A 25489-nucleotide genomic window follows, 5' to 3' on the forward strand; every position below is an offset into this window, starting at 1 on the left:
ACTGGCACGCCATTAAATTTTGGCGCATGCCATTTAGCCGGATGGATTCTAGTCAAGGGGCTATGTCAGTTTTTATGAAGTGAACGAAATAAAAACTGAACAGCTCCAAAGGACGGCTGGCAAATATGGGCAATTTCAGCCGCCATTGACTTTTCCGGACGGCGAAGTAACTTTGTCGGAATTTAAGGGATGACTTCCTTCCTTTAATTCCATCTGTCAACCAGATAAGATTTCAAACATAATGAATACAAATGTAGTCTTGAAAGATTTCGGGATTAATGAACGACATGAACCTAATGCAGGCATATAAGTTTTACGTTAAACGCAAAATAATTAATCAAATAGGTAGCCCCCACCCAATTTGAAGTAGTCATTGGGAATTAAAACAGAACTATATATGTCTGGCAAAATCTTTAAGTCTATTTTATTCAATTAACTTCAAACAAACCATCTGGCGCTGTCCCTTTATCAGCAGTTTTCCATCAGCAAGTGCAAGCGGTGCCCAGTTTTGGTTGGTACCGACAATTCCAATTACGCGTTCATTTCCAGTCATACCACTTTCTTTTAAAATGGTTGCAGATGCCAAAGGTTTGAAACCGCTTGGATCAGGCTCAATCAAATAAAGCATGGTTTCACCATCAGTTGCCAGAATAAGACCGTCTGCCACTATCATACTACCTTTATTAAAAGCAGGGTCTCTTTTTGTTTTCCACATAATGTTCCCCTCACCATCCATACAAACCAGTCCGTCTCGTGTTTCGTTGTTCGAAAATTGAGCATAGTAGTAGCCATTAACCGACAACGGAGGTTTGGTGTGTTCGCCAAATTCTGCTGTTTTAAACAGTTCATTAACCTTGTATTCGTCCCCATTTTTTTCAATCTGGATCATAGATGCACCTGCGCGGTATCCTCCGACAATCAGTATTTTGTTATCTCCTGCATCGTAAGCACTTGATGAAGGAATCCAGCAACTCCAGTTAGAATAGGTCCAAAGTGTATCGCCATTTTGCGGATTAATACCAACCACATTACTTGGCTTAGCTTCACCACCACCAAAACCACCACTGGATGCAGTAATCATCACTACCTGATCTTCGCCATCTATTTTTGCAATAGCGGGGCTGACATAGCCTAAAGTACCCAGCGAAGGCGTTTTCCATACTACATTGCCGTTTTCTTTATTATATGCAACAACTCCAACCTCTGGAGTTTGCGAAGCTACAATCAATAAATCACCAAAGATTAAGGGACATTGGGCAATTCCCCACATTGGGAAATGCGTGCCACCCGCTAAACCAGCAAAATGATCCTCCCCTACTTTTGCGGGTTCACCTCCAAAGTCGGTCCAAACATTCTTTTTCCAAACTGGCTGTTGTGTATTTACATCGATGCAATATAATTCGCCGTTTTGACCACAGGAATATACATAATTACCGTCGAGAGCCGGAACACTTCTTGAACCCGGAAATTCAACCTCTCCCGGAGATTCGTAGCTAAATTTCCACAACTCTTCACCGGTTTCCAGATCGAAACATCTGAGATGATCGCCAAATTTATCTTCACGGTCGAGCAAATAGACTTTCCCGTCCTTTACCACCGGTCCTCCATATCCGACGTTAACATCAGTCGTCCATAACACTTCAGGACCATTTTCAGGCCACTCACGAAGAAGATTTTTCTGTGGTGAAGTACTGTTCCCTTCAGGACCAAGAAACTGTGGCCAGTCCTGGGCTTGAATACTTGTAGTTCCGGCAAGCACAAAACAAAACACTTTCAATAGGTTAATCGGATTGATTTTCATAATATTTTAATTTAAAGGATTGATTTTGGTTTAATAAATTTAGAACAGATGGTTAATCAGAACAATTACGTGCGACGAATAGTCAGCTGATGCGGATGTTAAGGCATATATTCGGGAATCAATTAGTTGGTAGCCTGATCGTATTCCTCGTTTGTAACAGGTCTGATCCAAACCGCTCCCCCTTCATCAGAATTCAGACTAATGGCAATATGCGCAAATTTGCTGTCGGCAGCAGCTCCATGCCAATGAACAACATTTCTGGGAATCTCAACTACGTCTCCTTTATTCAATAGACGTGCAGGCTGACCTAAAGACTGGTAATACCCCTTTCCTTCAGTTATAAAAAGCACCTGACCTCCAGGGTGCGAGTGCCAGTTGGTTCTTGCTTTTGGTTCAAAAGTTACATTACCAAATCGTGCATGCAATGTACTATCGTTGGCACCCATCATCTGCAACCACACTGTTCCGGCAAAATTCTGACTGTCGATTTTCTCTCCTTTTGGAAAAACGGAAGCACTTTGACTCATCATATCTTTAGCACTTTTCTCCATATTACAACTTGACATTACTATTACAAGAAAAAGCAAACTGATTTTTACACTGTATTTCATAATTGAAGATTTAAATTTTCATTGTTACTACCTATTTTCAAGCACTTCATTCAAAACTGCCTGTGCAGCTTTGGCTTCTTTTTTACCGGCTGTAGTTTTTACAATACCTACAAATTCATATAACTGCTCGGGTGTATAACCCACGTTCAGACAAATAGTTAAATGACTGCGTAGCATTGGTTCCGCTTTGCCAATTGCACTAATCACCGAAACCGTTACCAGTTCTCGTTCTGCATAGGTTAAAACATCGCGGTCGAAAATATCGGCAAACAGATGTTCCTTCAGAAATATTTCGATAACCGGAGCAAAGGCAGCATAACCGGTTTGTGGTCCATCTAAAGACCTCCCGATAAGTGTTTCCAGATTTGCTTTTCCTCGGTCATATTTGCTACGATCATCGTTTAAGTCTGAAGCCTCAACTCCTTCGATATCACTTATTCCTTTAGCCTCCCTCTCCTCCATAACCTCAATAAAAGTTTGCAACCCACGGATACTCCTTGGGAATCCGCAATAGGCGTAGGTGTGAACCATAATCTCTTTGATTTGATTAACGGTAAGACCAGCATCCAATCCTTCATATAATGCGGATTTTAATTGTTCTAACTCGCCCTGGGCTGTTAGAGCAGCAATTGGAACTATGCTCTGCTGTTTTGCTGTCAATGTCATATTCGAACCTTCTTTGTTTTGTGCAAGCACACTTTCATAAAAGCACGTTACAACTATCAGAATCAGAAACATTCGTAAATTTATTTTCTTCATGTCTTCGTATTTTTTTATGAAACACAAGCTAATGAGCTTTGTTGTATTTCTGATTAAAAGCATAGCTAACGCCAACATTCCACAGGAATTCATAGTCTGAAGGAATGTTCGAGTCTATTGGTTGAGTAATTAATCCTGAAAGTGAAAACGGACTATTCTTATTACTAATTAAGAATCGGGTGCTAAAGAAAACTCCGTCTTCACCCATTTTCAGCAAGTAAATTTCCGGTCTTACCTTTGCGACAAAACTTTTAAAAAGTGGGATGTTTGAAATCGTAGGTTGGAACGAAGCCAGATAGGTATTTTTTATCATATATGGATCCATTCCACGTGCATAAAAAAGGTATGCGCCTAAACCAATGTATTTATTTAGCTGATAATTGGGTGTCAAGGCTCCTACCAAATATCTATTTGTTCGGTTCACCTCACGATCAGAACCGTCGGCATTGTATAAACCTATTGTTTTAAAAGAAAGCGAATAATTAGCATGGTAGGTAATCTTAAATCTTTCGCTAACAGATCCATAATATCTCCACCAAAGAACCATTGCCCATGGTTTGCCATCTTCCAATGAAAAACGGAATTGTGGTTCAAAGCTCAATTTTCGCCCCAACTTCATATCAAATATAACAGCAGGTTTTCCTAAAGTAAGGTTTGGAATAGTGGATATACCTTTGTTCTGAACAGTTACAACAGCAGTAAAATTATTTACTTTTGAGATGCTATCCTTCTCTGTTTGGGCAAATAGAAAACTTGAAAGAAAAAATACAAATGAGAAGATCATTAGTTTTTTCAATATGTAATCTTTGAAATATGCCATCCTTAAATTTTGCGAATTCTCTTGTTACACAATTTTAGATACCTCCTCTGGTTTGAATAACAGCTCTCTTTTTCATTGCCTTTTCAACAACATCCAGTCGTGCTTTTGTAGGGTCAGTTTTACCAACTGGTAAACCATCACGCTGGAATTCGAGGATCTGGTTTGTTTTGGAATTATTTAAAGGCCAGTTTGGCAAATCCTTTCCATTCGGATTACCTGTTTTTGCAAAGTTAACCCAGTAGGCATTCATTACCCTTGCGACCTCTTTGTCCGCTGCTGTAGGAGTAGGTGGTGGCCCAAAACCGCCTCCTTCCCCAAGAATATCGAATGCAAAAGAAATATCTGTTCCATGTCCGGGACCGTAAGGTGCTCTTTGTGCCATGTAAGATGGCACATAATCAAACAGGAAAATGTAGGCCGATTCGCCAATTGCTGTAAATTCACGTGCTGTAAAACGAGCAGGTTCTCCCCATACCCAGTCAGTATTAAACCGTGCCTGTACTTCTGCGAATTCTTTGTTTCCATCCGGATCATAGGCTGCTTTTGCCTCAGCCTCGAAATCACCGAACAGAGAGAAAAGTTCTTCTTTTGTTGTGCTTGAATTAACGAAACCTCCGCCGATTTCGGCACTGTTATTCCCCATCATAACCGGAACTTTTGCCTGTCTGCCTGCATTGTATGCACTTTCTGCTGTTTCAACTACAAATTTATAATCGAGAATCGGGCCTGGATAAATGCGTGGTCCACCCTGTCCGTCTGTTTCACCACCGCCTACAATATCAACAACAGGGAGGGCACGTAACTTAGCAAGCGCAGCTGCATCTGTGCCATCAATTCCACGCATTTTGGCAAAATTTATTCCGATCGTTTCAGCTGAAACCGGGTAAAGCGGATCAGCATTTTCTTTATTGATAGGTCTTCCGGTGAGAACTCCATCACGTCCACCGCTTGAATGACCGATTGCTTTGTGGAAAAGACCTTTAGCATTTGGGATAGTAAGAAGTGAGTGTACGGATACACCACCGGCAGAAAAACCGAAAATGGTTACATTATCCGGATCGCCACCAAAAGCTTCAATATTTTTCTGAACCCACTTTAATGCGGCTATCTGATCCATGAAGGCATAACTACCTTTTCCTTCCTCCGGATGCTCGGCACTCAATGCAGGGAAGGCAAAATGTCCCAAACGCCCCAAACGATAATTCATTGAAACAAGGATCACGCCTTGTTTGGCAAATCCAGCTCCGTTTGTATTACCACTACCCCCTGTAAAACCACCTCCATGAATCCATACCATAACAGGTAATTTTGCTCCTTGTTTGAAACTGGAAGGTGTCCACACATTCAGGTACAGACAATCTTCCGATGATCCCTGCTGGATGGTTCCAGGAGCAGCACCCCAACCTACTGCTGCGCAAGTAGGGCCAAATTCAGTAGCATCACGAACTCCATCCCAGGATTTTACCGGCTGTGGAGGACGCCAGCGAAACTCATCAACAGGCGGGGCAGCAAAGGGTATCCCCTTAAAACTGGAAACATCACCTTCGGTAACACCTCTTACAATGCCTGATTTGGTTTTAACCTCAGGGCCTGAATTCTGTTGAGCGTTTATTGAAAGTGTTATACCAAAGATTAACAATCCCGTAAACAATGATTTCATTATATTTTTCATTTTAGTTGTAAATTTATGTTTGTAGCTGTTGGTTTATGAAATAACTAACGATCTCCAGGAGTCATCAGACGAGTAAAAGAGAGTACACCTAATTTCCAGATTCCATCTTGCTTTATATACACTTCGGTAACTTCAAACGGATTGCTAACTTCATTCCCGCCAACCTCAGCCAGCAGATCAATTCGGTTTAAAAGGATAGCAGTATTATCAATGATATTCACCGACACTTCGTGTATGTCGGCCTTTTTGTACCAGATTCCACCACTTTTAATAATGCCAAGTCCCTGTTCGGTTCCCCAGTGCCCACCCATGTGAACAAATTCAGCTTTTTGGTGAAAGAGTTTACTTAACTCATCGACATTCTTATCCGACATCCACTGCCATTTCTCTTTCGATAGGTGAACTATTTCTTGTTCCTTATCCGTAAAGTTTTGAGGTGTACGGTTTGCACCCGGTTGGCTTTGAGAAAATTGTGTACTCATAATAATCAGAATTAAACCAATAATTATTGTTTTCATCTCTTTTATTTTTATTTGTTTACTACTCGTAATTTCCTTTTTATTAATGTTCCAATGTATGTGTATCGCGCACACTGCTGAATGTCAGATCCAACAATTTCCAGTTGTTATCTCGTTTTTGATAGACTTCAGTAACTGTAAATTCATTCGATACATCATTACCGCGAACATGTGCGACAAGAGTAATGCGGTTCCAAACAATAGCAGTGTTGTCAAATGTCTTTACCACCACATCGTGTACATCAGCCTGTTTATACCAGATGCTTCCGCTTTTAATAATTTCAAGTTCCCGTGTCTTTCCCCATGTACCACTCATGTGGATAAACCTTGAATCGTTATGGAAAAGTTCAGCAAGCTTGTCCACGTTTTTGTCGGCCATCCATTGCCACTTGTCTTTAGACAGCTGAATGATTTCCTTCTCTGTTGCAGTATTTTGTGCGAAAGACCATTGCGCACAAAGAAGAATTACAAATAGTCCGATAATGTTTGTTTTCATAATGTTTGTTGTTACTGATTAAATTTTTTTACAAATGTTTTCTATAAAACGCCTTGAGTTTACTTATTGCCTGTTCTACATATTCAGGAACATAGTAGGTTTGAATATGCGTTGCTCCCGGAATAAGGTATAGTTCCTTTTCTGCAGTCCCGGTAGCTTTTTCAAAAGCATCCTCGGTCATATAATAGGTATCCGCTTTGCTTCCGGCCATCATCAACAATGGCTGATTTATTAAGTCCATATTTGATGTCGCATCAAATTCCATCAAATCGAGTAAACTGCTCATTGTGTATCGAAAAGTAGAGTTTGGATGAACATGTGTTCTGTGGTAGTAATAATGTCCTTCACGATAAAGATCAAAGGGCATTTTATCAGCCACTTCATCGGTTGCAACAGTGTTGGCAGCATAGAGTACTTCACCTCCTGCTGCTTCCTGTGCACGGGCATCAGAGGCTTGTTTTAACCGTTCCTGAATCGTTTCTAACTGAGAGTCCCTGAAACCATTTTTTCTTACAACACCTGAATTAAACATGCTTAGTGTTGCCACTGCTTTAAACCGCTTATCAGTTTGTGCAGCAGCCAACGTATAACCACCGCCACCACATACTCCCAGAACACCCAGCTGCTCAGCATCTACTCCGTTGTATTGTGTAATATAATCTGCCATTCCGCGAATGTCATTAATCCGGTTAGCGGGTTTATCCACGTTACGCGGTTCACCACCACTTGCTCCCTGGTACGATGCATCAGCAGCAATGGTAATGTAACCCGATTCTGCCAAACGCTGTGCATACAATCCGGCAACCTGCTCCTTTACACCTCCGTTAGGGTGCGCAACAACTATAGCAGGGTAACTTTTTGAAGGATCATAGTTCGCGGGTGTGTAAACATTGGCAGCGATTTCAAGACCGTTTAGGTCATAGCTAACAGGATGTATATTTACTTCTCCTGATTTATTCTCAGTTATTGCATCTTGATATACAAGATCGAAAGGATTTTCAATCTCGTTTTGTCCGAAGGAAATGATGCTTGCAGTTACTAACATTATTGTCAGGATTTTATTTATGATTATTCGTTTCATCGTTTAAACTTAATTATAAATCAAGTTTTCTTTCTCCCATCCATGTTACCATTGCTGGATCTCGATGATCAAAAAAGCTGCTGGCTTTCATGTCCAGCGCTGCGATACGTTCAAAGTCTTCAGCACTTAATTCAAAATCAAAAATGTTGAAGTTCTCTTCCATTCTTTCTTTACGTACTGATTTTGGAATTGCAACTACACCTCTTTGAATCAACCAACGAAGCACTACCTGGGCAACAGATTTATTATACGTTGCACCAATTTCAGCTAATAATTCATTAGTAAAAAGATTGTTCCTTCCTTCGGCGAAAGGCCCCCACGATTGCATTTGAACACCGTTCTCAGTGAGGAACTTCTGTGTTTCAACTTGCTGATTGAAAGGATGTGTTTCAATCTGATTCACCATCGGAGCAATTTCATTGAATGTAATCATATCCATAACTCGGTCTGGTTGAAAATTGCTCACGCCAATGGCTCTAATTTTTCCTTCTTTATAGAGTTCCTGCATGGCTCTCCACGATCCATGAACATCGCCATAAGGTTGATGAATCAGGTAGAGATCGAGATAATCAAGTTGCAGTTTTTTCAATGAACTCTCGAAAGATATTTTTGTGTTTTCGTAACCGGTATGCTGAACCCATAATTTTGATGTGACAAACATATCTTCCCTTAAAACTCCACTTTCTTTTATCGCATTTCCTACTGCAATTTCATTCATATATGAAGAGGCTGTATCAATCAGGCGGTAACCTGTTTCGATAGCATTAAGAACACTATTTTCACATTCTTCCTGATTTGCAATTTGAAATACGCCAAATCCAAGGATTGGCATTTCGACTCCGTTGTTTAATGTTACTGTTTTCATTTTCTTTTTAACCAGTATTATTTATCAAGTCCCTTTTCGATCAACCAATCTTCCATCAGATCAGCTATTTCCACATTATTTAAATCCGAAAAGGGGAAGTGTGTGTTACCTTTAATTCCTATTTCCGGCAGATGAATAACTGTCACATCACCTCCATGTTTGTTTACCGTATCTCTCCAAATTCTGGCCATTTCAAGCCGTACACGCCAACCATCTGTTCCTGGGTTTGGGTCAGGACTTTCAGGAATAAAATCTCCATAGTAGATGATGATGGGTATCTCTGTGAGCTTCATAAAATCTTCCATAGAAATACTTACCGGTTCAAGCGATCCCGAAGAACTTTCAAGTGCAGTAGGAACCTCTCCTTCAGGAAAAACAAAACCGCTACCGGGTTCGTAGGAGACAACTGCTTTTATATTCTGATTTTTAATGGCAGTCAACCATCCCATACCACCTGAATGCGAGTGAGTAAGCAAAATACCATCACCAATCTTATCAAACAGTGCAGAAACAGCACTTACATTCACATCATAATCGATTGGTCCGATATTGGGAACCATTTGTCTGAAATACTGATTGAGTGTTTCTTCATCCTGAGCGAACTGAACTCCGGGGAAAAAGTTGGGCCACTCTCCTACACGAAAAGTATTAAACCAAAACTGTTCATCCGGAGTTGGAGTGATTGTACCTTCAGCCATACTTCGGGCTGCATTTCCCCTACGTGGCTGATCTAATAAATACACGCTATACTTTTTGCGCAAAAACAGGTTCTGAAATCCTTCTCTGCCATCTGGTGTAGTTTCAAAGGTTTTTGAGAACTGACCAATGCCATGCCACATTACCAACGGGTATTCGTGTGCTTCTGCCGGTATCTGATAAAATACATAAGCATGATCGCCATGAAAAGTTTGTCCTTCAGGTGTACGTGTAATGGTATTAAACGTACCGGGATTCTCTTTTACTGTTCCTCCAACGGCAAAACTTCCCTGATCCTTAATCAGCAACAAATCGTTATTTGTTGTTGTACAAGAAGAGAAGCTTATTACAACTATAAACAGGAAATATAAATTCCATTTTTTTGCACGCTCAACAAAGGCGGCTGATGACTTCCAAACTGAATCTAAGTTGTTATAAGAATTTTCCATTTTCATTTTGTTAAAATTTCACATTACAAATGTAAGGCGTTGTAGTATAGCAATTTGTATAGAAATTACGGTATTGTGTACCATTTTTACTGAATTAGCGTTAACGAGTTTCATTGCATGATGAGAATGCTTAAATTTGATTTATTAAATAAGATGAAATGGAAAAGATGAACAGATTTGAGACGGTAACTGAATACAATATTTTTAATAATCATGAGACCTTACATCCACTGGTAAGTGTAATTGATTTCTCGAAAGCTGATCCACGGAGATTAATACGAACTTATTTTGGATTTTACTTAGTATTACTCAAAGACGTGCATTGCGGAGATTTGAGGTATGGAAAAAATACTTACGACTACCAGGAAGGTACCTTAATATTTATTGCTCCGGGACAAATTCTGGATATGGAGCCAAGTGTAGAGTTATATCAACCCAAAGGACATGGTGTAATTTTTCACCCGGATTTAATAATGGGAACTGATTTAGGACGGCATATCGAGAAATATTCCTTCTTCGATTACAATACAAATGAAGCTCTACATATTTCAGAACGTGAGCGTCAGATGATAATGGACAGTTTTGGAAAGATTAAATATGAACTGGAACATGCGGTGGATAAACACAGTAAAGAAATTATATCGGCAAATATTGAGCTACTATTGAAGTACTGTGAACGTTTCTATGATCGACAGTTTATCACCAGGGATAATGAAAACAAAGGTATTCTTGAAAAGTTTGAGCTGTTACTGAATGACTATTATTCATCGGACAAACCACAGACGCTGGGATTGCCTTCGGTAGCCTACTTTGCTGATGAACTTAATTTGTCATCCAATTATTTTGGTGATTTAATGAAGAGAGAAACCGGGAAATCCGCAAAGGAATATGTACAGATCAAAATCATCGAAATTGCCAAGAAGAAGATTTTCGAATCAGACAAAACAGCACGTGAAGTTGCCTATGAATTAGGATTTAAATATTCACAGCATTTTAGCAGAATGTTTAAAAACGAAACTGGTTATACTCCTAATGAGTATAGGAACTTGAATTGATACAACAATGAATGAAATCCATTATTGCACCAATTCACTGTACTTAACTTAAATACAAATCTGCCCCAAGTTCATCAATTTGGGTTAAAAACAAGACTTGCAATTAAAATGTTAACACACTGGTATCCGTCGCCTTTATAGCATTGGTAAGCGGTGCCCCCATAATATCTACATTTATACCAAGCCCTTTTAGCTGGTCGGTTACCCCGTACATATTGGCACAGGTAACACAGGCATTCAACTCAACTCCTTTTTCCATCATGTCTTTCAGTTTAGCCTGAACATCTTTGTTTTCGGCAACCAGTTTTGCTGATGGCCCCCAGATTATCACAGAAACTTCTTCGAAAAGTCCGAATTGTTTGGCAACTCCGGTGTACATCAGAGCTACACGTTCAGCAACCATTGGGTCGTCGCTGGTCCAAAGCACCATTAGTTTGTTTACTTCGGTTGCGGGTTTTTCCTGTGCAATGCTTGCGTTGTTTGCAACAACCATAACTGTTATTGCGAGAAAGAATACTTTTACAAATTTCATAGTTTAAAATTTTAATAATTAATGATTTTTTATTTGATCTTCAATATTTTACTAGTCGTTTAAAAACGGAGCAATACTTTCCCATACCGCAGGGAAGTTTTGCATAAACACCACATGTCCGGTGTTCGGAATAATACTCAGTTGACTGTTGGGAATCATGTTATAAGCATTAATAACGTTTGGCAACGGAGCATTCAGGTCGCGTTCGCCTGCCATTACCAGAACAGGACATTCTATGGACATAAACAACTCTTTACTTGCCTCCATGGTATTGTAAAAGCTCTCCATGTCTTTCCAGAAATCTTCGATTCGGTCTGGTTCGGGCATCAATGCCAGTTTTTCCTTCCACATATCACCTTCCGGCTTCATATCAAAAACTACTTTTCGTAATCCGGGTATTTGTTCGCCTGCACCAATGGCAATTAGCTTTTTTACCCGGTCGGGGTACATGCTTGCAACCTTATAGCCAGTGTATGCACCATCACTAAAACCGAGCAGAGTAACACTGCCGCCGGTAACTGCATTAACCACTGCCATTACATCGTTGGCTTTTAACTCGTAGGTTATTTTAGCAGTACCTATTTCTGATTTGGTATGACCACGCGTAGCCATGGCAATTACCTGGTAATTCTGATTTAGTTTTTCAATAAAACCAGCCATTTCATCAATCGATCCCATTATTCCACCATGCAACAAAATAATAGGTTCGCCACTGCCATAAACTTCGTAATACAGTTTTGCATCGCCTGCCTGCACATAATGTCCGGCATCGGGATTGTTACCGTATGATGTTCTTTGGATTTGTTGTGCCTTACCAGATAAGGAAAGCATAACAACCAGATTTATAAGAAAGATTAATTTTTTAATTCTCATAGCTATATATTTTTTACTGATTTGAGATTGCGTAATCGAATTTTAAAATCCTTCCCTTTCTCCGTTTTTTGGCATGCCGGAATAATGTACATGGACAATTCTCCATTCTTCTCCAATCTTTTTCAATACCTGTGTTTCCCGACCTTTGCTTTGCATTGATTCCGGATTCTCTCCACTAAAGACAGCATCATAAATCCAGTAAAACTCAACTACTGCCATGTCGCCGTAAAGCTGAATAGTTTCATTATAACTTTTTAAATCGCGTTTGGAAAAACGGCTTCCAAACATTCCATAGATACCGGATTTGATTTCTTCCCAGCCTTTTTCATGCCCTTTTGGGTGTATAAAACTAACTTCCGTAGTTGTTAACCAAAAAGTTGCTGCCAGTGTTGTATCGGCCAGGTTAATGGACTTTTTGTACGCTTCAATTATGCTTTTTATGGCCGCTGTATCTTTTTGTTGTTTATCAATGGCACTTGCTTTATGCACATTAAAAACAGTAGCCACTAATATTGATACTACGAAAACAAACAATCCTTTTTTCATATTTATAAGTTTATGAGATTTTAAAACAGCTTTTACAGAAATCAGAAGAAGAACTTTTCCAAAGTTTGAAACTTTGGAAAAGTTCTTCTGTCGTTTTTAAAATGGTGTTCCTTCTACTACTTATCGTAAACACCATTCACTTCCCCACTAATCACCATTATTTTATTGAAATCGGGAAGATGAACTACTTCCGGAAGACTGGTTGTTCCAAAATCGATATAAACGAGTTTCTCGTTTTCCGATTTATTCAACACTACATGCGCTCCTTTTTCACCGGTTGGGAATCCAATAACATCGCCAGCTTTTACAGTTATTTCTCCATCGATTGTACGAACCACACCGGTTCCACTGATGAAGTAAAAAACTTCTTCGTTGCTTTCATGGTAATGATAACCGTAAGCGTAATTTCCGGGATCTACCTCCACAAAATTGGCTCTGCACTTTGAAGTCTCTTCGTCAGGAATAATGTTTTTCTGGGTAAACTGATTTCCGTCACGGTCGATAAGCTGACCTTCCAAAGTTTCTACATTTTTAACTATCAAATTTTTCATAACATCATTATTTTTTATTGTTTGAATACTTCAAAATTCGGCATCCGGCTACACATGTGCAAACAGGTTCGTTACCTAACCTAGAGGTTAGAATTGCAGATTATCAGACATTTACAACCTGAAAATATTTTTAAAAAAGTTAATCTTTTCACAAATGGTAACATTCATTTAGTCCTTTTACTCTCCAAAAGAGATTATTGGTTAGTTTTGTGATGAATTAAAAACAGTAATTATGCGTAAATTAGATCCGCTTTACCCAACCTGCCCCATCCGAAATGTTATAAACCGAATGAGTGATAAATGGTCGCTATTAATTTTAGGTACGCTTAATCAGAATGGTATTATGCGGTATAAGGAATTAAACAAATCCATTCCGGATATTTCTCAGAAAATGCTTTCGAGTACACTGAAACGTCTGGAGGAGGATAAATTAATCAACAGGAAAATGTATGCAGAAATTCCTCCACGTGTTGAATATTCGCTTACTAAAACCGGCAAGGAATTTATGCCAGCTGTTGATATGATGGTGAGCTGGGCGTTGAAGAATTTTGACGTGATTGTTAGTTGATAAGCTAATTAAATAACAATTTTCAGGAATATAATTGCTGTTATCTCAGATATAAAAAAATTAGCTTACTTTAATCCCAGTATTACCAATTAAGAAATAATGTTGTCTTCAAGTGAGAATCTTCATATCATTGAAAGTTTAGGATTAATAATTGTTTCCCACAATAATTTACTCGATCAGCAAAGTGTTGAAAGAGTAATTACTGATTTAAAAAGCAATCCACTTTTCCGAAAGGAATATTCCATCTTAATTGATATCAGAAAAGCAAATACAGGGTTAAACTTTGCAGAAATTGAAGATCTTAGCCACTTTGTATTTGATAAAATTGATGATACGGGATTAAATAAATTTGCCATCCTTACTTCCGAATCATTGCTCAATAAAGCGGTACAGTATGTTCGAAGCTATAAACATTCTTCAAAATACCAGGTCTTTTCCGCACTGGAACCAGCACTGCACTGGCTAAAGGTTCCGCAGGACAGAAAGTCACAAATTGATTTGAAATTAAGCTATTTAAATCAATAAAATGAGCAGAATTATAAAGAGAAATATATAGGATCAATTCACAAATTCGGACTAACCTCGTATAGGTGGACAATACTATTCCTGCCAGTCAGATACCAACCCTATAAACTCCTGTCGATATCCGAATGGATCGAAAGAAACCGAATTTTCGAGCAGGTCAAGAACCAATTTTTTCGAGGCGGTTCCTTTGTATTCTGATTGTTTCATTACAAGTCCCAATCCACCAACAGCAGCAGCAAATTTCATGTTCTCTGATGATGCAGCGATATCTTGTGCGGTGCCATTTACTTCGTGCATTATCAATTGGCTTTCGCTTGCGTTTGGCTTTTTATACCTAAAATCGAATTGTGCAAATTTTTCATTCATTGTTCCATCAGTAAGCACCAGTTCGTAAAGCGCTGTAATGGTTTGCGAAGAACCTATTTCTCCGGCATCGGTTGAATCGTTTTCAAAATCTTCATTTTCCAGACTTCGGTTCTCGTAACCAATAAGGCGGTAAGAGTCAACCCTGTTTTCATTAAATGTCAACTGTATTTTTGAATCTTTTGCGACCGTGAAGAATTTACCAAATTCGTGTGTAAACACTTTTTGTATCTGATTGGCATTGTCGATGTATTCGTAATTACCATTTCCTTTATTGGCAATTTGCTCCATCATATGGTCGTTCAGGTTTCCACTTCCAACACCCAGTACAGTTAAATAAATTCCCGATTCGCGTTTTTCTTCAATCAATTCAACCAACTCATCGGTTGACGACGGACCAACATTAAAATCTCCGTCAGAACCTAAAATCACCCGGTTGTTGCCATCCTGAATAAAGTTTTCTTCTGCAATATCGTAAGCCGTTAATATTCCGGCTGCACCTGCAGTAGAACCACCGGCACCAAGTTTATTTATTGCTTCTTTAATTTTATCCTTCTCATCTCCATATGTCGAAGGGAGTAATACACCGGCCTCTCCGGCATAGGTAACAATTGCAATTTTATCCTGGTCCTTTAAGTTATCTGTCATGGTTTTAAATCCCGACTTAAGAATACCTAGTTTCTCCGGGGAATTCATCGAGCCGGAGACATCGATTAAAAAAACATAGTTCGAATTTGGCAGTTCATTCTCAGGAATGGTTTTTCCCTTCATTCCTAAACGCATAAGATAATGATCCGTATTCCAAGGGCAACTTGCTATTTCAGAATTCAACGATACATTTTCACCACTTGTCGGTTCAGCGTAATCGAAAGTAAAATAATTGAGGTATTCTTCAATTCGTACCGAAGCTTTAGGTGGCGTTTGACCTAAATAGAAGAAGCGTCTCATATTCGCATACGATCCGCCATCGGCATCAACCGAGAATGTAGAAATCGGTTGATCACTAACTTTTATGAAAGGATTTTCTTCATAGTCATTGTAGTTTTCGCGATAGCTGTCCTCATAGTTGTCCTGACCTGAATCCATTAAAGCGGCAAGGTACATTTCATTGTATTTGACATCACTAGTTTCATCTTCAGTGCAAGCATTAAATAGGAACAAAAGTAAAACTGCGGCGGAGAATAGCTTTGTTTTCATAGTGTTTGTGTTTATTTATAATTGTTAATATAAATTCGAACAATATCTTACCGAAACATAATGGCGACACCAAACGAAAGCCGGTTGAGATCCTCTTTGTGCTCCCACTCATCAAACTGATTATTGCCGTAATCCTTTCGTGCTGTGGATTTTGTTTTCTGATGCCGGTATGCCGCCGTAAATAATAAATCGCTGTTTTCGTTTAACGGCACTTTTACTCCTACTTCGGGATTAAACATTAAGCCTCCATAATTCCGAAGTTCGCAATCGGTAATACTATAAGGAGACCAATCCAAATAGAGTTCATCGTAGTGTTTGGCTTTAAAACTCCCAAATGAATGTCCTCCTTTGAGTACGATAAACGGAGAAATTTTATCATCCCAGAATGTGTAACGTAATTCTGCAAAAAGCGGATAGAGATTGTGATCAAAAATTTCAAATCCAACTCCAACTCCGGCCGCCCAATGTTCGTTGAACATATAGCCATTGGTAATGGTGAATGAAGGAATAGCCGTAAGTTCGCTGTGGGTATTTGCCTGAGTAGATATATTGGCATAATCGATCAGCGGATACGCATCATAATCATAGGGTTGGTAATAAATTACCTGATCGGTTACCTGCTTGTTACCAAATAAAAGGCTGAATTGCATTAAATTATAATATCCTTTTGCTTTTCTGTTAGTAAGAATGCTTTGACTTGCATCATTTTTTAGATTGGTATTCAGCTCATTTACAGGTTGAGCAAAACTACTGAGTGCGAACATAAACGATAAAGTGATCAGACAAATCTTTTTCATAAGCAGTATTTTATGGGATTAGTTTTATATTTTCAAGATTACTAATATCATACAGAAATAATCCTTGTGCATTTGCTACGGCCAGCACATTTCCGTCCTTCGACCAACAGGTTCCGGAAATATCAGAGTAGTTGGTAACAAGCTGAAGTTCGTCTTCTGCTGGAATGTATACCGCTAGTTCGTTGCCAAGAGTAATTAAATGGTTTTCAACTCTGAATATTGATGTGGCATTTGTTGGTATTTCATAATCTACATATCTTTCCATGTAGGCTGATTCATTGCTTTTATATCCACCCCATATTGATTGACCTGACAAAACGTAGAAAACCTGCATACCAGGTAAATAAGTAATATCTATTGGTCTGAACGTGGGAAAATACAGATGATAACTTACCGGGTATCTTTCATCATAAACCATACAATCCGAATAACCTCTGGCGCCATTAGTTTCAACACCCAAAATAAAAACCAGACTGTCCTGAAAGAACATTCGTACCGGGTAAGCATTTGAATAGTAGTAAGGAGGAGCATAATTTCCCCATGGCTCGGTCCATAAATCTTCTTCCCTTGAACTAAAAGCTCCCGACCGATATGCACAGATAGCCCAACTATTGTAACTGCCGTAACTGCGTATTTCTTCCAAGCCCAGCTGTATCATTCCAATATATGGCTTGTCAAAAACAGGTTGTTCTGTAAACCAGAAATCAGGAATTTCTTTAGTTGTCAAACTATCGTAGAGCTTATCGTATTCTCCAAAATCAAGATTGGGATCCTTTTCTGTTACCACTCCAGTAAGTTCATGCCTCTCTGATCCAACAATAAGTCCTTTCCCCTCTTCATAGGGAATATTCCATCCAGTTTTATAGCTTGTGAAGTGGTTAAAATAATTCTCTTCCCGATGTAAAAGAGTTGCCTGAAGCGGTTCGCTTACATCAAGAATTACCAAGTCTACAAGATTGTTACAATAAAAAAGGTTCCCGGCAATTTCAAAGTCTTTTATATACTTGCACTCAATAAAACACTGATAACTTAAACTCTCCCCATTCTTTTCATAAACGTGAACTCCTTTGAGTAACTCACCTACGAAATAGTAGTTATCATTTGAAACAATTTTAAAAGGAGATTCCTGAGGTGATTCAGCTTTTACCTGTATTTTTCCAACTTCACCCATATCCAGATAAACCGGATAATCTTTCGATTGAGTAATTATTTTCGAGTATCGATAAATATCTTCATACTCATCCTCACATCCAACTAAAAAAACAATTAAGAACAAATACAAGAGCTGTTTCATAAGGTTACGTTATTAGTTGAGTTCTGATATTTAAAGAGATAGATGAATTTTAGTTCGAAAAGGTTGCGTACATAATGTTATTTTTTGAAAACAGGCCGACGAGATGCGGTATTTATTGCTGAATTAGTCGGGCAAACGTTCAAACCTTTTTATTTCCTCCAGCGCCTCATCCCAAGCCGCTTTACTGGAAATAAACAGATGGGCATCGGGTCGTTTATTCAATGCACTATCCAAACATCCGGCCGGAACCACCAAAAGTTTACCATTCATTTGTAGGTTGGGTAATGCCGAACCGCATGTTGCACAAAAAGCTTTGGCATGATTGGTTTCGGGCAGCTGAAAAACCCGGATTTTGGTTTCCGTTTTTATCCATTCCAACCTAGCACTTGTTGAAAATAAATTGGCGGCATGCGCCGATCCGGTATCTTTCCGGCAATAGCTGCAATGACACAAATAAAAACTTTCGAAATCGCCAACAACTTTAAATTGAACTGCTTTGCACAAACAAGATCCGTAGTATTCCATATTGTTATTAATCTTTGTTCCGATTTAGTTGTTCTTCCAATCTTACTATTTTCTTCCTATTTGTTTTCAACAGGACACGAAAGGATTCGCGCGACAGCGAGGATGATGGCGCCGCTGCTTTTTTAATCCGGGCTGGCACTATTCTTTTACTGATACCGCCCTCTATTTCTCAAATTTTCTGTAGCAATTATAACAAACTGGTTTTAGCATTGAGGTATTCTCAAATTCGCCGCAACTGTGGCAAACATTCTCTTCATACTCGGGATTCTCAAATTGAGCCCACGTTGAAAAACATTCCCAACAATATGGTCTTTCAATGTCGTAAGGGATTCGTGTCTCACAACGGATGCAATAACCTCTTTTGTTCTTTTTGTTTTCAGATTTATTCTCTGTTGAGTTTTTCTCATTAAAAAACTGGCGGTTTGTGCGAGCAAGTTGAATTACCTCTGATGACTGGATTATTGATTTGGTTTCGTTAACAGCCTTTTCATAAAGGTTTGAATCATCTTCTTTTGTAATGCGAACTCCCATCTCACGGTTATTCTTCTCCGAAAATTCATACATATTCATGGAAGTTATTACCATATCACTTTCGTTGTAATAACATTTTGCGTGCAAGTTCTCAAAGAAATATAACTCAACATTTAATTCGGCAAGCGAGTTGCGCTCATTTGGCTTTAAATCGTCTTTGCCATAAATTATTACAATTTTTACTTTTCTATTCGAAGCGTCTTTTAATCTTTCAAAAAAGGTTTTAGATAGTTGAAGGTAAGGAGAAACCAATGTAAGCTCCCTTTTCGACTCTATGATAATATTTTCTATCCAGTAAGAAATTCCGTTGGTTGTTAAAAATTCTGCCATGGTTAATTATTAGAAATTAGGTTTGAGTTTTAATCGTATGTATTTGTTTTCAGTTCTTAAATCTTTGGGAATTATTTATTCCACTCCAACCAAATCAATCTCTTTCATCAACCGGCCGGTTTCGGTGAGGGCTACTATTATTTTTTGGTAGTGTTCAATATCGTGGAATGTTAGTGTGCGGCCTTTGCGGTCTTTTAGCCATTTTTGTGCAGGCTGGTAGCCGCCAATATAAAATTCCCAGGCACTTTGCGGCACATTGGCAAAATATTGGGTGCTGTTAATGTATACATCGCCTAAATAATCGGGGTGTTCTTCGCCCGGAGGCGTGCAGTCATAATCATACATTTTAAACACGGGTTTATCTACCTCGTTGGTACCGGCCTCGGGGTAAGTGGTTATGGCTTGCTCTACCGTTGGGCTTTCGAGCAAATGGATTTGCCTTAATTCTCCACCCAGTTTTACCAATTGCCAAAAGGTTTCGGTGTTTTTGGGGTATGGTACGCGCGGAAAATCAATTTTTAAAAACTCTTTGTATTTGGCGCGGTAGGCAGGCGAATGCAGCACCGCATAAATATAATCGAGGATATCGATGGGCGCAAAAGTAAACTCGCCGTCTTCTACCTCGGGTGTAAACGTTAAGCCGGTGGCTTTGGCTATTTGCTGTACTATTTTGGCATTTAGGTTGGGGATGCGCTCTTGTTGCTGATCAAATATCTCTTGTTCACCATGTCTATTAAAATATCTATACAAAGGAGCAGTATAACCATTAGCAAATGCAGTGCCTAGTAAGTGTAAGTCAATCATTTTGTTTGAAATGAAAATAGTATTAAAACTATTACCAGGAAAAGACCTCTCAAATACTATTGCATAATTATCTTTGTTCACTATGTGTTCTGAAACCTTTTCTCTAGGATATGCATGAAATCCCTTAGACTTACCAGTATAATATGTGTATCTTTTGTCAAAGGGTCGATATGCAATCTCAATTAACTCAGGTGAATTATTTTTTAAATCATTTTGAGCATTAATAATTTTCCAATCCCTTCCATCTTTCTTTTCAGCGTACACCTTTCTAAAATTATCAGGCTCAAGATTTATTAAATCATCTTTAGTCCGTTGTATTATCTCTTTGTCAAAGCTTATTACTAAAGAATCCCTTTCGGTTTTAATACCAGTAGCGTAAGTTTCAAAAAGTTCATTAATCTTTATCCCCTTTGAATATTTTTTTTCGAGAGAAAAATCTTTAGGAGAAAAGAAATAGTTAGGTTTAATTGGATTCAGTTTTGTAAAATCAACTTGCGCTAAACTATGTGAATTAAGGAAATCATACTTAATTGATCTATCTCCCCATACGTCGTAATGATATACTTCACAATTATTTTTATTATTTGTTTTTTTGATCAGAAGGATAATAGCCACCCCCTGCTGAATATCAAATACGTTTTTATCTGGGTTCCCTTCTGGTGTAAGTTCTTTCCTTAGAGCACTACCGTGTAGATCCAATATATATATTAAATCAAAAGATTCCATTATTTGCTTTCTGAACTGACGATGAATTAAACCATCTATATATCCATTGTTAGAAATAAATGCCAAGACTCCTTCATTATTCTTTTGTAGCAAAAATTGGCTAAAACGGAAGAATTTTAGATAATCATCAGACAACGGATTTATATTCTTTTCATTTAGGTCCCTTTTATAGTCTACCATTAACTTTTCAATCCATTCTGACTTATTAGAACTACTGACACTGTATGGTGGATTACCAATAATGCACATTACTGGTGTATCGCGTTTAATGTGGTTGGCTTCGTTGGCTTCGTTGCTTAGCCAGTTGGCCCACAGGGTTCCGGTGTCGGGGTGGTGTTTTTCGAGGCTGTTGGTAAGGTAAATGTTAAAACGTTTGGTACCACCCCGCCCTGCCTGAGGGGAAATTTTGTAGCCGGTATCGTGCAACAACATATCGAGTTTTAGGTGTGCCATGGCGTAGGATGCCATTAGCAGCTCGAAACCATTAAGGCGCGGAATAAGGTGCTCGTCGACGTAAGCACTCCAGGCTCCCTGCATGCTTTTAAATTTGGTGTGGTAAATGTGTTTTACTACTTCGGCCAAAAAGGTTCCGGTTCCGGTGGCGGGGTCGAGCACCTGTACTTTGTGCACCTCCAACTCCTGCATTTTTTTACTGCCCTGCACGGGCACTTTTATTTTTGTTTTTGCGGTGTCGGCCAAACCCTGTGGCAGGTCGAACTCGGTTTTTAGTATATCGTCTACGGCGCGTACAATAAAATTCACCACCGGCTCGGGGGTGTACCACACACCGCGCGCTTTACGCAGTTTGGCATCGTACTCGGCCAAAAAGGTTTCGTAAAAATGAATAATGGGATCTTGTGTTTGTGTGCTTCGGCCAAAGTTATGCAGCAGGGCATCAAGGTTTACCGCCCTAAAAACCAGTGCCAGGTTATCAACCGTGCGTTTTATCCGTTCGTCGATATCGGGACCGGCAATGTAGGTAAACAGTTTTTTCAGAAAAGGATTGGTTTTGGGTATCAACTCGGCAGCCTCGTAGCGGCTAAAGTCTTCGGGTGTTTGGTCGTGGTAACGCGCGGCAAACATTCCGTAGGCCAGCGTTTGTGCATAAATGTCGGCAAATCCTTTTGGTGTGAGGTCGTGTATCAGTATGTTTTTAAACGATTCGTACTGATCGTTTAGCGTTGAGTTTTCGTCGTTTTCGTTGTCGGCAGTAAGTGCGCGTTCAACAATATTTTGCAGCAGGCGTGCTTTGGCCGCCATCATACCGGCCAGTTTTTTCCCCGAGCGTATGGTCTGCCCTACGTAGGTACAAAAATCGCGCACCAGGTTTTCGAAGTTCGTAAAGTTATCAGGTAGGGGCTTAATGCTGTCTCCGTCAATTTCGCCAATGCGTATTTCGTGTACAAGCTCGCCCTCTTTAAAAAACTGAAACCAGAGGTAATCGGTAATTATCAGGTTGTCGAGTGCGTTTTTATAGCGGGTAAACTGCTCCGTGTATTGTTTGCCGTTCAGGTCTTTGCCAATGTCTTTGGCCTCGATGTAGCCAACGGGTATTTTCCCCTTTGTAATTACATAATCGGGGTTTCCGCAATCGGTAACTTTCGATGGTTCGTTGGTAATTTCCACTTCGGTAACCAATGTGCGGATAAGGCTTTCCAAATCGCCACGATAGGTATGTTCGCTTGATATGCCCGATTGATAACGATTATTAAGAACAGCTAAATATTCGGAGACAGTCATAATTATGGGTTCTGATTTTTTACGAATGCCCAATTTAGCAATTATTTCGTGATTATGGATTTATGTAAAGTGGAATATTAAGGGGTATTCTTTTTAACCTTTCTTATCAGATCCGGATATGCAACAAAAAGCTACCGGTCACAAATTGCCATCTATATGGAGAAAACAATTTTATTCCTTTTTAAGGATGGGAATATGTTAACAGGACTGCTATTATTGTTTTTTAAATTGATACCTATAAAATCCAATTCCCTTATGGGCAGAAATTATGATTTCGGAATTAGCTGCTTTGATATCATATTCTCCGTCTAAAACTAAGTTACTGTCAAAGTCAGCATACCATCCATTCTCATCAATAAAAATGATTTTATTTCCCTTTATCTCAAAATTTCCAGTACCTCCTGCAGGTAGGTGGTTATCGCCACTTGAACACGAATAATTTCCATTTTCAAATTCGATGGTTACTTCATTCGAAAGCTCCATTTCGTCATAGAAAATAGGATCTTCGGAATACTCAACAGTAAAGGTGCCTATATAAACACCTTGTAAGTTTGAAATGGAAAGTTCTTCGTCTTTGCTGCAGCTTACAAAACACATAATAATAAGTGCTAAGGTGATATTCTTTATTTTTAAACGGTATCTCATTCTTGTCTGGTTTTTATTCAACCAATATTTGATATACTCCACTGTGTTCATTCTGTTCAAAATCCAAACCGTCTATTCCTATTTCATTGTACCTTGTATAAGCACAGCAATTTTCATTGATTACTTCGGCATCGACATACAATGTAAAGAGATGTTCCGTTGAACTTTCAATAGAATAATTAGCGATCTGGGTTTCCCAACCGATGGTATGAATTCGAATAATATTCGCATCGTTTTCATCAATAAAATCAAAATCAACATTGCTTTGGTCATCAAGATTTATAACCTTAATGTCATCAGCGTTTAAAACCCCTGTAGTAAAAAGATTTTCTCCTGATGTTTTATCAACCAATTCAAAATAAAATGGCGACGGAGGAGTAAAACAATCGATACCATCACAATTGTTGTTATCATTGTTTTCGCACGACCAAGCTGTAATTGCAAAAATGAAAACTAGATAGATTAGTGGTATTCTCATAATTATTTTTTTGGGTAAGGTTTTATATTATGATTGTTTTGTTGAGATTAAGGTTGCGTGGCTTTTACAATTAAATAAAGCTTTCTTAACTATTACACCGCTACCGTACGATTGTTTCGTATGGTTTTTGGATTAAAGCGGAACGCGATGGAATCGCGCACCAGCGAGGGGAAGAAAGGAGCAGAGAAAATGCACACCACTGCACCCGCAATGCAATTTGCAAATTGTTATCACACCTTATTTTTCAATTTCATATAGCACACACTTTTCCAATGCTTTAAATTCAGAAAGTAAAGGATGAATAAAACTTTTAGTTTTTTTCATTCCAATTTTTATCATCACTTTTTCTGATTTATTATTTATCTCTGGACAGAATGATTTAATGTTTTTCAATCCAATTTCGTTAAATGCAAATTCTAGGCATTTTTTCGCTCCTTCTGTTGCAAATCCATTTCCCCATTCAGCTTGAGCTAATCTCCATCCAATATCTACGCAGGGAGTAAAATCAGATTCAAAAGTTTGTTCGGCAATTCCTATAAAACCTATAAATTCATTATTATCCAATTTGTCAACGGCAAAGTAGCAGAATCCATTTTTAGAAAATTGTTTTATCATTCTTTCAACGAATTCATCGGTTTGTTCCTGTGTTGGAATAGTCGGGAAATGTTCCATCACTTTAACATCCGAGTTAATCAATCCCATTTTAGATTTGTCCTTCTCAGTCCAAGTTCTAAATCCTAGTCTATCAGATTTGAAAATATAATTATTCATTCGGTCTCTTCTAACTGTATGGTAACGGTTGGTGTGTGTGTGTGGCGTTGGGCATTTCAGCGCACTTCACTGCCAAACTACTAATGTGTTGATTAAGTGAACTCATGTTTTTATTTGCCACCTGCTGCCCAATGACATATGACACATTGTTTGTGCTGGGCTTTTTTATTCCGGATATTAAATGTCATTTATTAATAATAAATTTATTGCTTTTTATTTCGATTCTAAGTATTTCTTTAGAGTAAGCAGGACTGATTAATAAACTCATTGATAAATTAAAAAAAGTTCTTCATATTTCGTTATTTTGTAAAAAAGAATAAACATGAAATATATTTCAATTCTGTTGATGTCTTTACTTTTTGTTTGTTGTAAGAACGAAAGCAAACAGGGTGAAATTGCAAAAAAAAGAATTTTCCCAAGTCATAACTACAACTATGTTAGTATCGACAATAACAAAGTGAAATATTCTGAAACCATTTATCTTCCGGTTTATTCTGATATTTACCAACAAGATGGAACAAAACGATACCCGATAACAATAACCGTAAGTATAAGAAACACATCACTCACAGATTCAGCTTATATACAGTCAACTTCTTACTATGATTCATATGGAAAGATACTCCAATCTTATGTAGATTCCACTATTTTAATTTCACCGCTGGAATCAATTGAATTTGTTGTAGAAGAAAAAGAAGACTTAGGAGGCGCTGGTGCAAATTTTATTATAGAATGGGCTGCTACTAAATATGCTGACCAAATATTAATTCAAGCTGTTATGGTTAATGCTTTTAATGGTTTTTCTTTTCAAACAAATTCTAAAATTATAAAGAAAGAAATTAGAGAGTAGTTATTACTTAATAACCCTTT

The 25489-nt window shown here is 38.5% G+C and carries 27 protein-coding genes; 4 read left to right on the plus strand and 23 right to left on the minus strand.

The window, feature by feature from the left end; all coding sequences use genetic code 11:
• Positions 1-424: 424 nt before the first annotated feature.
• From QZ576_RS16170 to QZ576_RS16215, 10 genes are all read right to left on the minus strand, one after another.
• Positions 425-1801: a PQQ-binding-like beta-propeller repeat protein gene (locus QZ576_RS16170; RefSeq protein ID WP_297098846.1), complete on the minus strand. Its 1377-nt coding sequence runs from the start codon at positions 1799-1801 to the stop codon at positions 425-427.
• Between the two features lie 122 nt (positions 1802-1923).
• A complete protein-coding gene (locus QZ576_RS16175) occupies positions 1924-2412 on the minus strand; it encodes a cupin domain-containing protein (RefSeq protein ID WP_297098848.1) in 489 nt (162 codons plus the stop codon).
• A 27-nt stretch (positions 2413-2439) separates the two neighbouring features.
• Positions 2440-3171 carry a carboxymuconolactone decarboxylase family protein gene (locus tag QZ576_RS16180; RefSeq protein ID WP_297098850.1) on the minus strand — a complete coding sequence of 244 codons (732 nt, stop codon included), beginning with the start codon at positions 3169-3171 and terminating at the stop codon, positions 2440-2442.
• Positions 3172-3199: 28 nt separating this feature from the next.
• The gene (locus QZ576_RS16185; protein ID WP_297098852.1) at positions 3200-3967 is read right to left on the minus strand and encodes a hypothetical protein; all 768 of its coding nucleotides are present in this window, start codon (positions 3965-3967) and stop codon (positions 3200-3202) included.
• A gap of 58 nt (positions 3968-4025) precedes the next feature.
• On the minus strand, positions 4026-5663 hold the full coding sequence (locus tag QZ576_RS16190; protein ID WP_297098854.1) for a carboxylesterase family protein: 1638 nt from the start codon (positions 5661-5663) through the stop codon (positions 4026-4028).
• Positions 5664-5707: 44 nt separating this feature from the next.
• Complete coding sequence (locus QZ576_RS16195) at positions 5708-6181, minus strand: nuclear transport factor 2 family protein (RefSeq protein WP_297098856.1); 474 nt, start codon at positions 6179-6181, stop codon at positions 5708-5710.
• A 43-nt stretch (positions 6182-6224) separates the two neighbouring features.
• The gene (locus QZ576_RS16200; protein WP_297098858.1) at positions 6225-6677 is read right to left on the minus strand and encodes a nuclear transport factor 2 family protein; all 453 of its coding nucleotides are present in this window, start codon (positions 6675-6677) and stop codon (positions 6225-6227) included.
• A 28-nt stretch (positions 6678-6705) separates the two neighbouring features.
• Positions 6706-7758, minus strand: coding sequence for an alpha/beta hydrolase (locus tag QZ576_RS16205; protein ID WP_297098860.1), 1053 nt, complete (start codon positions 7756-7758; stop codon positions 6706-6708).
• A 13-nt stretch (positions 7759-7771) separates the two neighbouring features.
• Positions 7772-8623, minus strand: coding sequence for an aldo/keto reductase (locus QZ576_RS16210; RefSeq protein ID WP_297098863.1), 852 nt, complete (start codon positions 8621-8623; stop codon positions 7772-7774).
• A gap of 17 nt (positions 8624-8640) precedes the next feature.
• Positions 8641-9768, minus strand: a complete 1128-nt coding sequence (locus QZ576_RS16215; RefSeq protein ID WP_297098865.1) for an alpha/beta fold hydrolase — start codon at positions 9766-9768, stop codon at positions 8641-8643.
• Between the two features lie 167 nt (positions 9769-9935).
• Between QZ576_RS16215 and QZ576_RS16220 the strand changes: the two genes are divergently transcribed.
• Positions 9936-10823, plus strand: coding sequence for an AraC family transcriptional regulator (locus tag QZ576_RS16220; protein WP_297098867.1), 888 nt, complete (start codon positions 9936-9938; stop codon positions 10821-10823).
• Positions 10824-10926: 103 nt separating this feature from the next.
• Here the strand turns inward: QZ576_RS16220 and QZ576_RS16225 are convergent, their stop codons facing one another.
• The 4 genes from QZ576_RS16225 to QZ576_RS16240 form a co-directional block, all read right to left on the minus strand.
• Positions 10927-11355, minus strand: a complete 429-nt coding sequence (locus QZ576_RS16225) for a DsrE family protein (RefSeq protein WP_297098869.1) — start codon at positions 11353-11355, stop codon at positions 10927-10929.
• 51 nt (positions 11356-11406) lie between these two features.
• Entirely contained in the window at positions 11407-12228 is an 822-nt protein-coding gene (locus QZ576_RS16230; RefSeq protein WP_297098871.1) for an alpha/beta hydrolase, read from the minus strand.
• A 42-nt stretch (positions 12229-12270) separates the two neighbouring features.
• The gene (locus QZ576_RS16235) at positions 12271-12774 is read right to left on the minus strand and encodes a nuclear transport factor 2 family protein (RefSeq protein WP_297098873.1); all 504 of its coding nucleotides are present in this window, start codon (positions 12772-12774) and stop codon (positions 12271-12273) included.
• 116 nt (positions 12775-12890) lie between these two features.
• Positions 12891-13325 (minus strand): cupin domain-containing protein, encoded by a 435-nt coding sequence (locus QZ576_RS16240; RefSeq protein ID WP_297098875.1) that lies wholly within the window; start codon positions 13323-13325, stop codon positions 12891-12893.
• 232 nt (positions 13326-13557) lie between these two features.
• On the opposite strand from QZ576_RS16240, the gene QZ576_RS16245 reads away from it, so the two are divergent.
• Positions 13558-13893: a helix-turn-helix domain-containing protein gene (locus QZ576_RS16245; protein WP_297098877.1), complete on the plus strand. Its 336-nt coding sequence runs from the start codon at positions 13558-13560 to the stop codon at positions 13891-13893.
• A 99-nt stretch (positions 13894-13992) separates the two neighbouring features.
• Positions 13993-14418: a hypothetical protein gene (locus QZ576_RS16250; RefSeq protein ID WP_297098879.1), complete on the plus strand. Its 426-nt coding sequence runs from the start codon at positions 13993-13995 to the stop codon at positions 14416-14418.
• Positions 14419-14493: 75 nt separating this feature from the next.
• Here the strand turns inward: QZ576_RS16250 and QZ576_RS16255 are convergent, their stop codons facing one another.
• The 9 genes from QZ576_RS16255 to QZ576_RS16295 all read right to left on the minus strand — a co-directional run bounded on the left by QZ576_RS16255 (position 14494) and on the right by QZ576_RS16295 (position 24619).
• A complete protein-coding gene (locus QZ576_RS16255; RefSeq protein ID WP_297098881.1) occupies positions 14494-15978 on the minus strand; it encodes a VWA domain-containing protein in 1485 nt (494 codons plus the stop codon).
• A gap of 47 nt (positions 15979-16025) precedes the next feature.
• A complete protein-coding gene (locus QZ576_RS16260; protein ID WP_297098882.1) occupies positions 16026-16775 on the minus strand; it encodes a hypothetical protein in 750 nt (249 codons plus the stop codon).
• 10 nt (positions 16776-16785) lie between these two features.
• Complete coding sequence (locus tag QZ576_RS16265) at positions 16786-18069, minus strand: hypothetical protein (RefSeq protein ID WP_297098884.1); 1284 nt, start codon at positions 18067-18069, stop codon at positions 16786-16788.
• 123 nt (positions 18070-18192) lie between these two features.
• Positions 18193-18594, minus strand: a complete 402-nt coding sequence (locus QZ576_RS16270) for a GFA family protein (RefSeq protein WP_297098886.1) — start codon at positions 18592-18594, stop codon at positions 18193-18195.
• Between the two features lie 162 nt (positions 18595-18756).
• Positions 18757-19455, minus strand: a complete 699-nt coding sequence (locus tag QZ576_RS16275; protein ID WP_297098888.1) for a phospholipase D family protein — start codon at positions 19453-19455, stop codon at positions 18757-18759.
• A 75-nt stretch (positions 19456-19530) separates the two neighbouring features.
• The gene (locus QZ576_RS16280) at positions 19531-22725 is read right to left on the minus strand and encodes a type ISP restriction/modification enzyme (protein WP_297098890.1); all 3195 of its coding nucleotides are present in this window, start codon (positions 22723-22725) and stop codon (positions 19531-19533) included.
• Between the two features lie 213 nt (positions 22726-22938).
• Positions 22939-23370: a hypothetical protein gene (locus QZ576_RS16285; RefSeq protein WP_297098892.1), complete on the minus strand. Its 432-nt coding sequence runs from the start codon at positions 23368-23370 to the stop codon at positions 22939-22941.
• 13 nt (positions 23371-23383) lie between these two features.
• Complete coding sequence (locus tag QZ576_RS16290; protein WP_297098894.1) at positions 23384-23848, minus strand: hypothetical protein; 465 nt, start codon at positions 23846-23848, stop codon at positions 23384-23386.
• A gap of 237 nt (positions 23849-24085) precedes the next feature.
• On the minus strand, positions 24086-24619 hold the full coding sequence (locus QZ576_RS16295; RefSeq protein ID WP_297098896.1) for a GNAT family N-acetyltransferase: 534 nt from the start codon (positions 24617-24619) through the stop codon (positions 24086-24088).
• 322 nt (positions 24620-24941) lie between these two features.
• Here QZ576_RS16295 and QZ576_RS16300 point away from each other — a divergent pair, with 322 nt between their 5' ends.
• Positions 24942-25469, plus strand: coding sequence for a DUF3124 domain-containing protein (locus QZ576_RS16300; RefSeq protein WP_297098898.1), 528 nt, complete (start codon positions 24942-24944; stop codon positions 25467-25469).
• Positions 25470-25489: the final 20 nt, after the last annotated feature.

This window comes from uncultured Draconibacterium sp., assembly GCF_913060805.1.
Lineage (GTDB): Bacteria > Bacteroidota > Bacteroidia > Bacteroidales > Prolixibacteraceae > Draconibacterium.

Excerpts from the sequence above, each read along its gene's own strand:
- QZ576_RS16170 (WP_297098846.1), bottom strand. The coding sequence starts at position 1,801 with ATGAAAATCAATCCGATTAACCTATTGAAAGTGTTTTGTTTTGTGCTT.
- QZ576_RS16175 (WP_297098848.1), bottom strand. The coding sequence starts at position 2,412 with ATGAAATACAGTGTAAAAATCAGTTTGCTTTTTCTTGTAATAGTAATG.
- QZ576_RS16180 (WP_297098850.1), bottom strand. The coding sequence starts at position 3,171 with ATGAAGAAAATAAATTTACGAATGTTTCTGATTCTGATAGTTGTAACG.
- QZ576_RS16190 (WP_297098854.1), bottom strand. The coding sequence starts at position 5,663 with ATGAAAAATATAATGAAATCATTGTTTACGGGATTGTTAATCTTTGGT.
- QZ576_RS16195 (WP_297098856.1), bottom strand. The coding sequence starts at position 6,181 with ATGAAAACAATAATTATTGGTTTAATTCTGATTATTATGAGTACACAA.
- QZ576_RS16200 (WP_297098858.1), bottom strand. The coding sequence starts at position 6,677 with ATGAAAACAAACATTATCGGACTATTTGTAATTCTTCTTTGTGCGCAA.
- QZ576_RS16205 (WP_297098860.1), bottom strand. The coding sequence starts at position 7,758 with ATGAAACGAATAATCATAAATAAAATCCTGACAATAATGTTAGTAACT.
- QZ576_RS16210 (WP_297098863.1), bottom strand. The coding sequence starts at position 8,623 with ATGAAAACAGTAACATTAAACAACGGAGTCGAAATGCCAATCCTTGGA.
- QZ576_RS16215 (WP_297098865.1), bottom strand. The coding sequence starts at position 9,768 with ATGGAAAATTCTTATAACAACTTAGATTCAGTTTGGAAGTCATCAGCC.
- QZ576_RS16220 (WP_297098867.1), top strand. The coding sequence starts at position 9,936 with ATGAACAGATTTGAGACGGTAACTGAATACAATATTTTTAATAATCAT.
- QZ576_RS16225 (WP_297098869.1), bottom strand. The coding sequence starts at position 11,355 with ATGAAATTTGTAAAAGTATTCTTTCTCGCAATAACAGTTATGGTTGTT.
- QZ576_RS16230 (WP_297098871.1), bottom strand. The coding sequence starts at position 12,228 with ATGAGAATTAAAAAATTAATCTTTCTTATAAATCTGGTTGTTATGCTT.
- QZ576_RS16235 (WP_297098873.1), bottom strand. The coding sequence starts at position 12,774 with ATGAAAAAAGGATTGTTTGTTTTCGTAGTATCAATATTAGTGGCTACT.
- QZ576_RS16240 (WP_297098875.1), bottom strand. The coding sequence starts at position 13,325 with ATGAAAAATTTGATAGTTAAAAATGTAGAAACTTTGGAAGGTCAGCTT.
- QZ576_RS16245 (WP_297098877.1), top strand. The coding sequence starts at position 13,558 with ATGCGTAAATTAGATCCGCTTTACCCAACCTGCCCCATCCGAAATGTT.
- QZ576_RS16250 (WP_297098879.1), top strand. The coding sequence starts at position 13,993 with ATGTTGTCTTCAAGTGAGAATCTTCATATCATTGAAAGTTTAGGATTA.
- QZ576_RS16255 (WP_297098881.1), bottom strand. The coding sequence starts at position 15,978 with ATGAAAACAAAGCTATTCTCCGCCGCAGTTTTACTTTTGTTCCTATTT.
- QZ576_RS16260 (WP_297098882.1), bottom strand. The coding sequence starts at position 16,775 with ATGAAAAAGATTTGTCTGATCACTTTATCGTTTATGTTCGCACTCAGT.
- QZ576_RS16265 (WP_297098884.1), bottom strand. The coding sequence starts at position 18,069 with ATGAAACAGCTCTTGTATTTGTTCTTAATTGTTTTTTTAGTTGGATGT.
- QZ576_RS16270 (WP_297098886.1), bottom strand. The coding sequence starts at position 18,594 with ATGGAATACTACGGATCTTGTTTGTGCAAAGCAGTTCAATTTAAAGTT.
- QZ576_RS16275 (WP_297098888.1), bottom strand. The coding sequence starts at position 19,455 with ATGGCAGAATTTTTAACAACCAACGGAATTTCTTACTGGATAGAAAAT.
- QZ576_RS16280 (WP_297098890.1), bottom strand. The coding sequence starts at position 22,725 with ATGACTGTCTCCGAATATTTAGCTGTTCTTAATAATCGTTATCAATCG.
- QZ576_RS16285 (WP_297098892.1), bottom strand. The coding sequence starts at position 23,370 with ATGAGATACCGTTTAAAAATAAAGAATATCACCTTAGCACTTATTATT.
- QZ576_RS16290 (WP_297098894.1), bottom strand. The coding sequence starts at position 23,848 with ATGAGAATACCACTAATCTATCTAGTTTTCATTTTTGCAATTACAGCT.
- QZ576_RS16295 (WP_297098896.1), bottom strand. The coding sequence starts at position 24,619 with ATGAATAATTATATTTTCAAATCTGATAGACTAGGATTTAGAACTTGG.
- QZ576_RS16300 (WP_297098898.1), top strand. The coding sequence starts at position 24,942 with ATGAAATATATTTCAATTCTGTTGATGTCTTTACTTTTTGTTTGTTGT.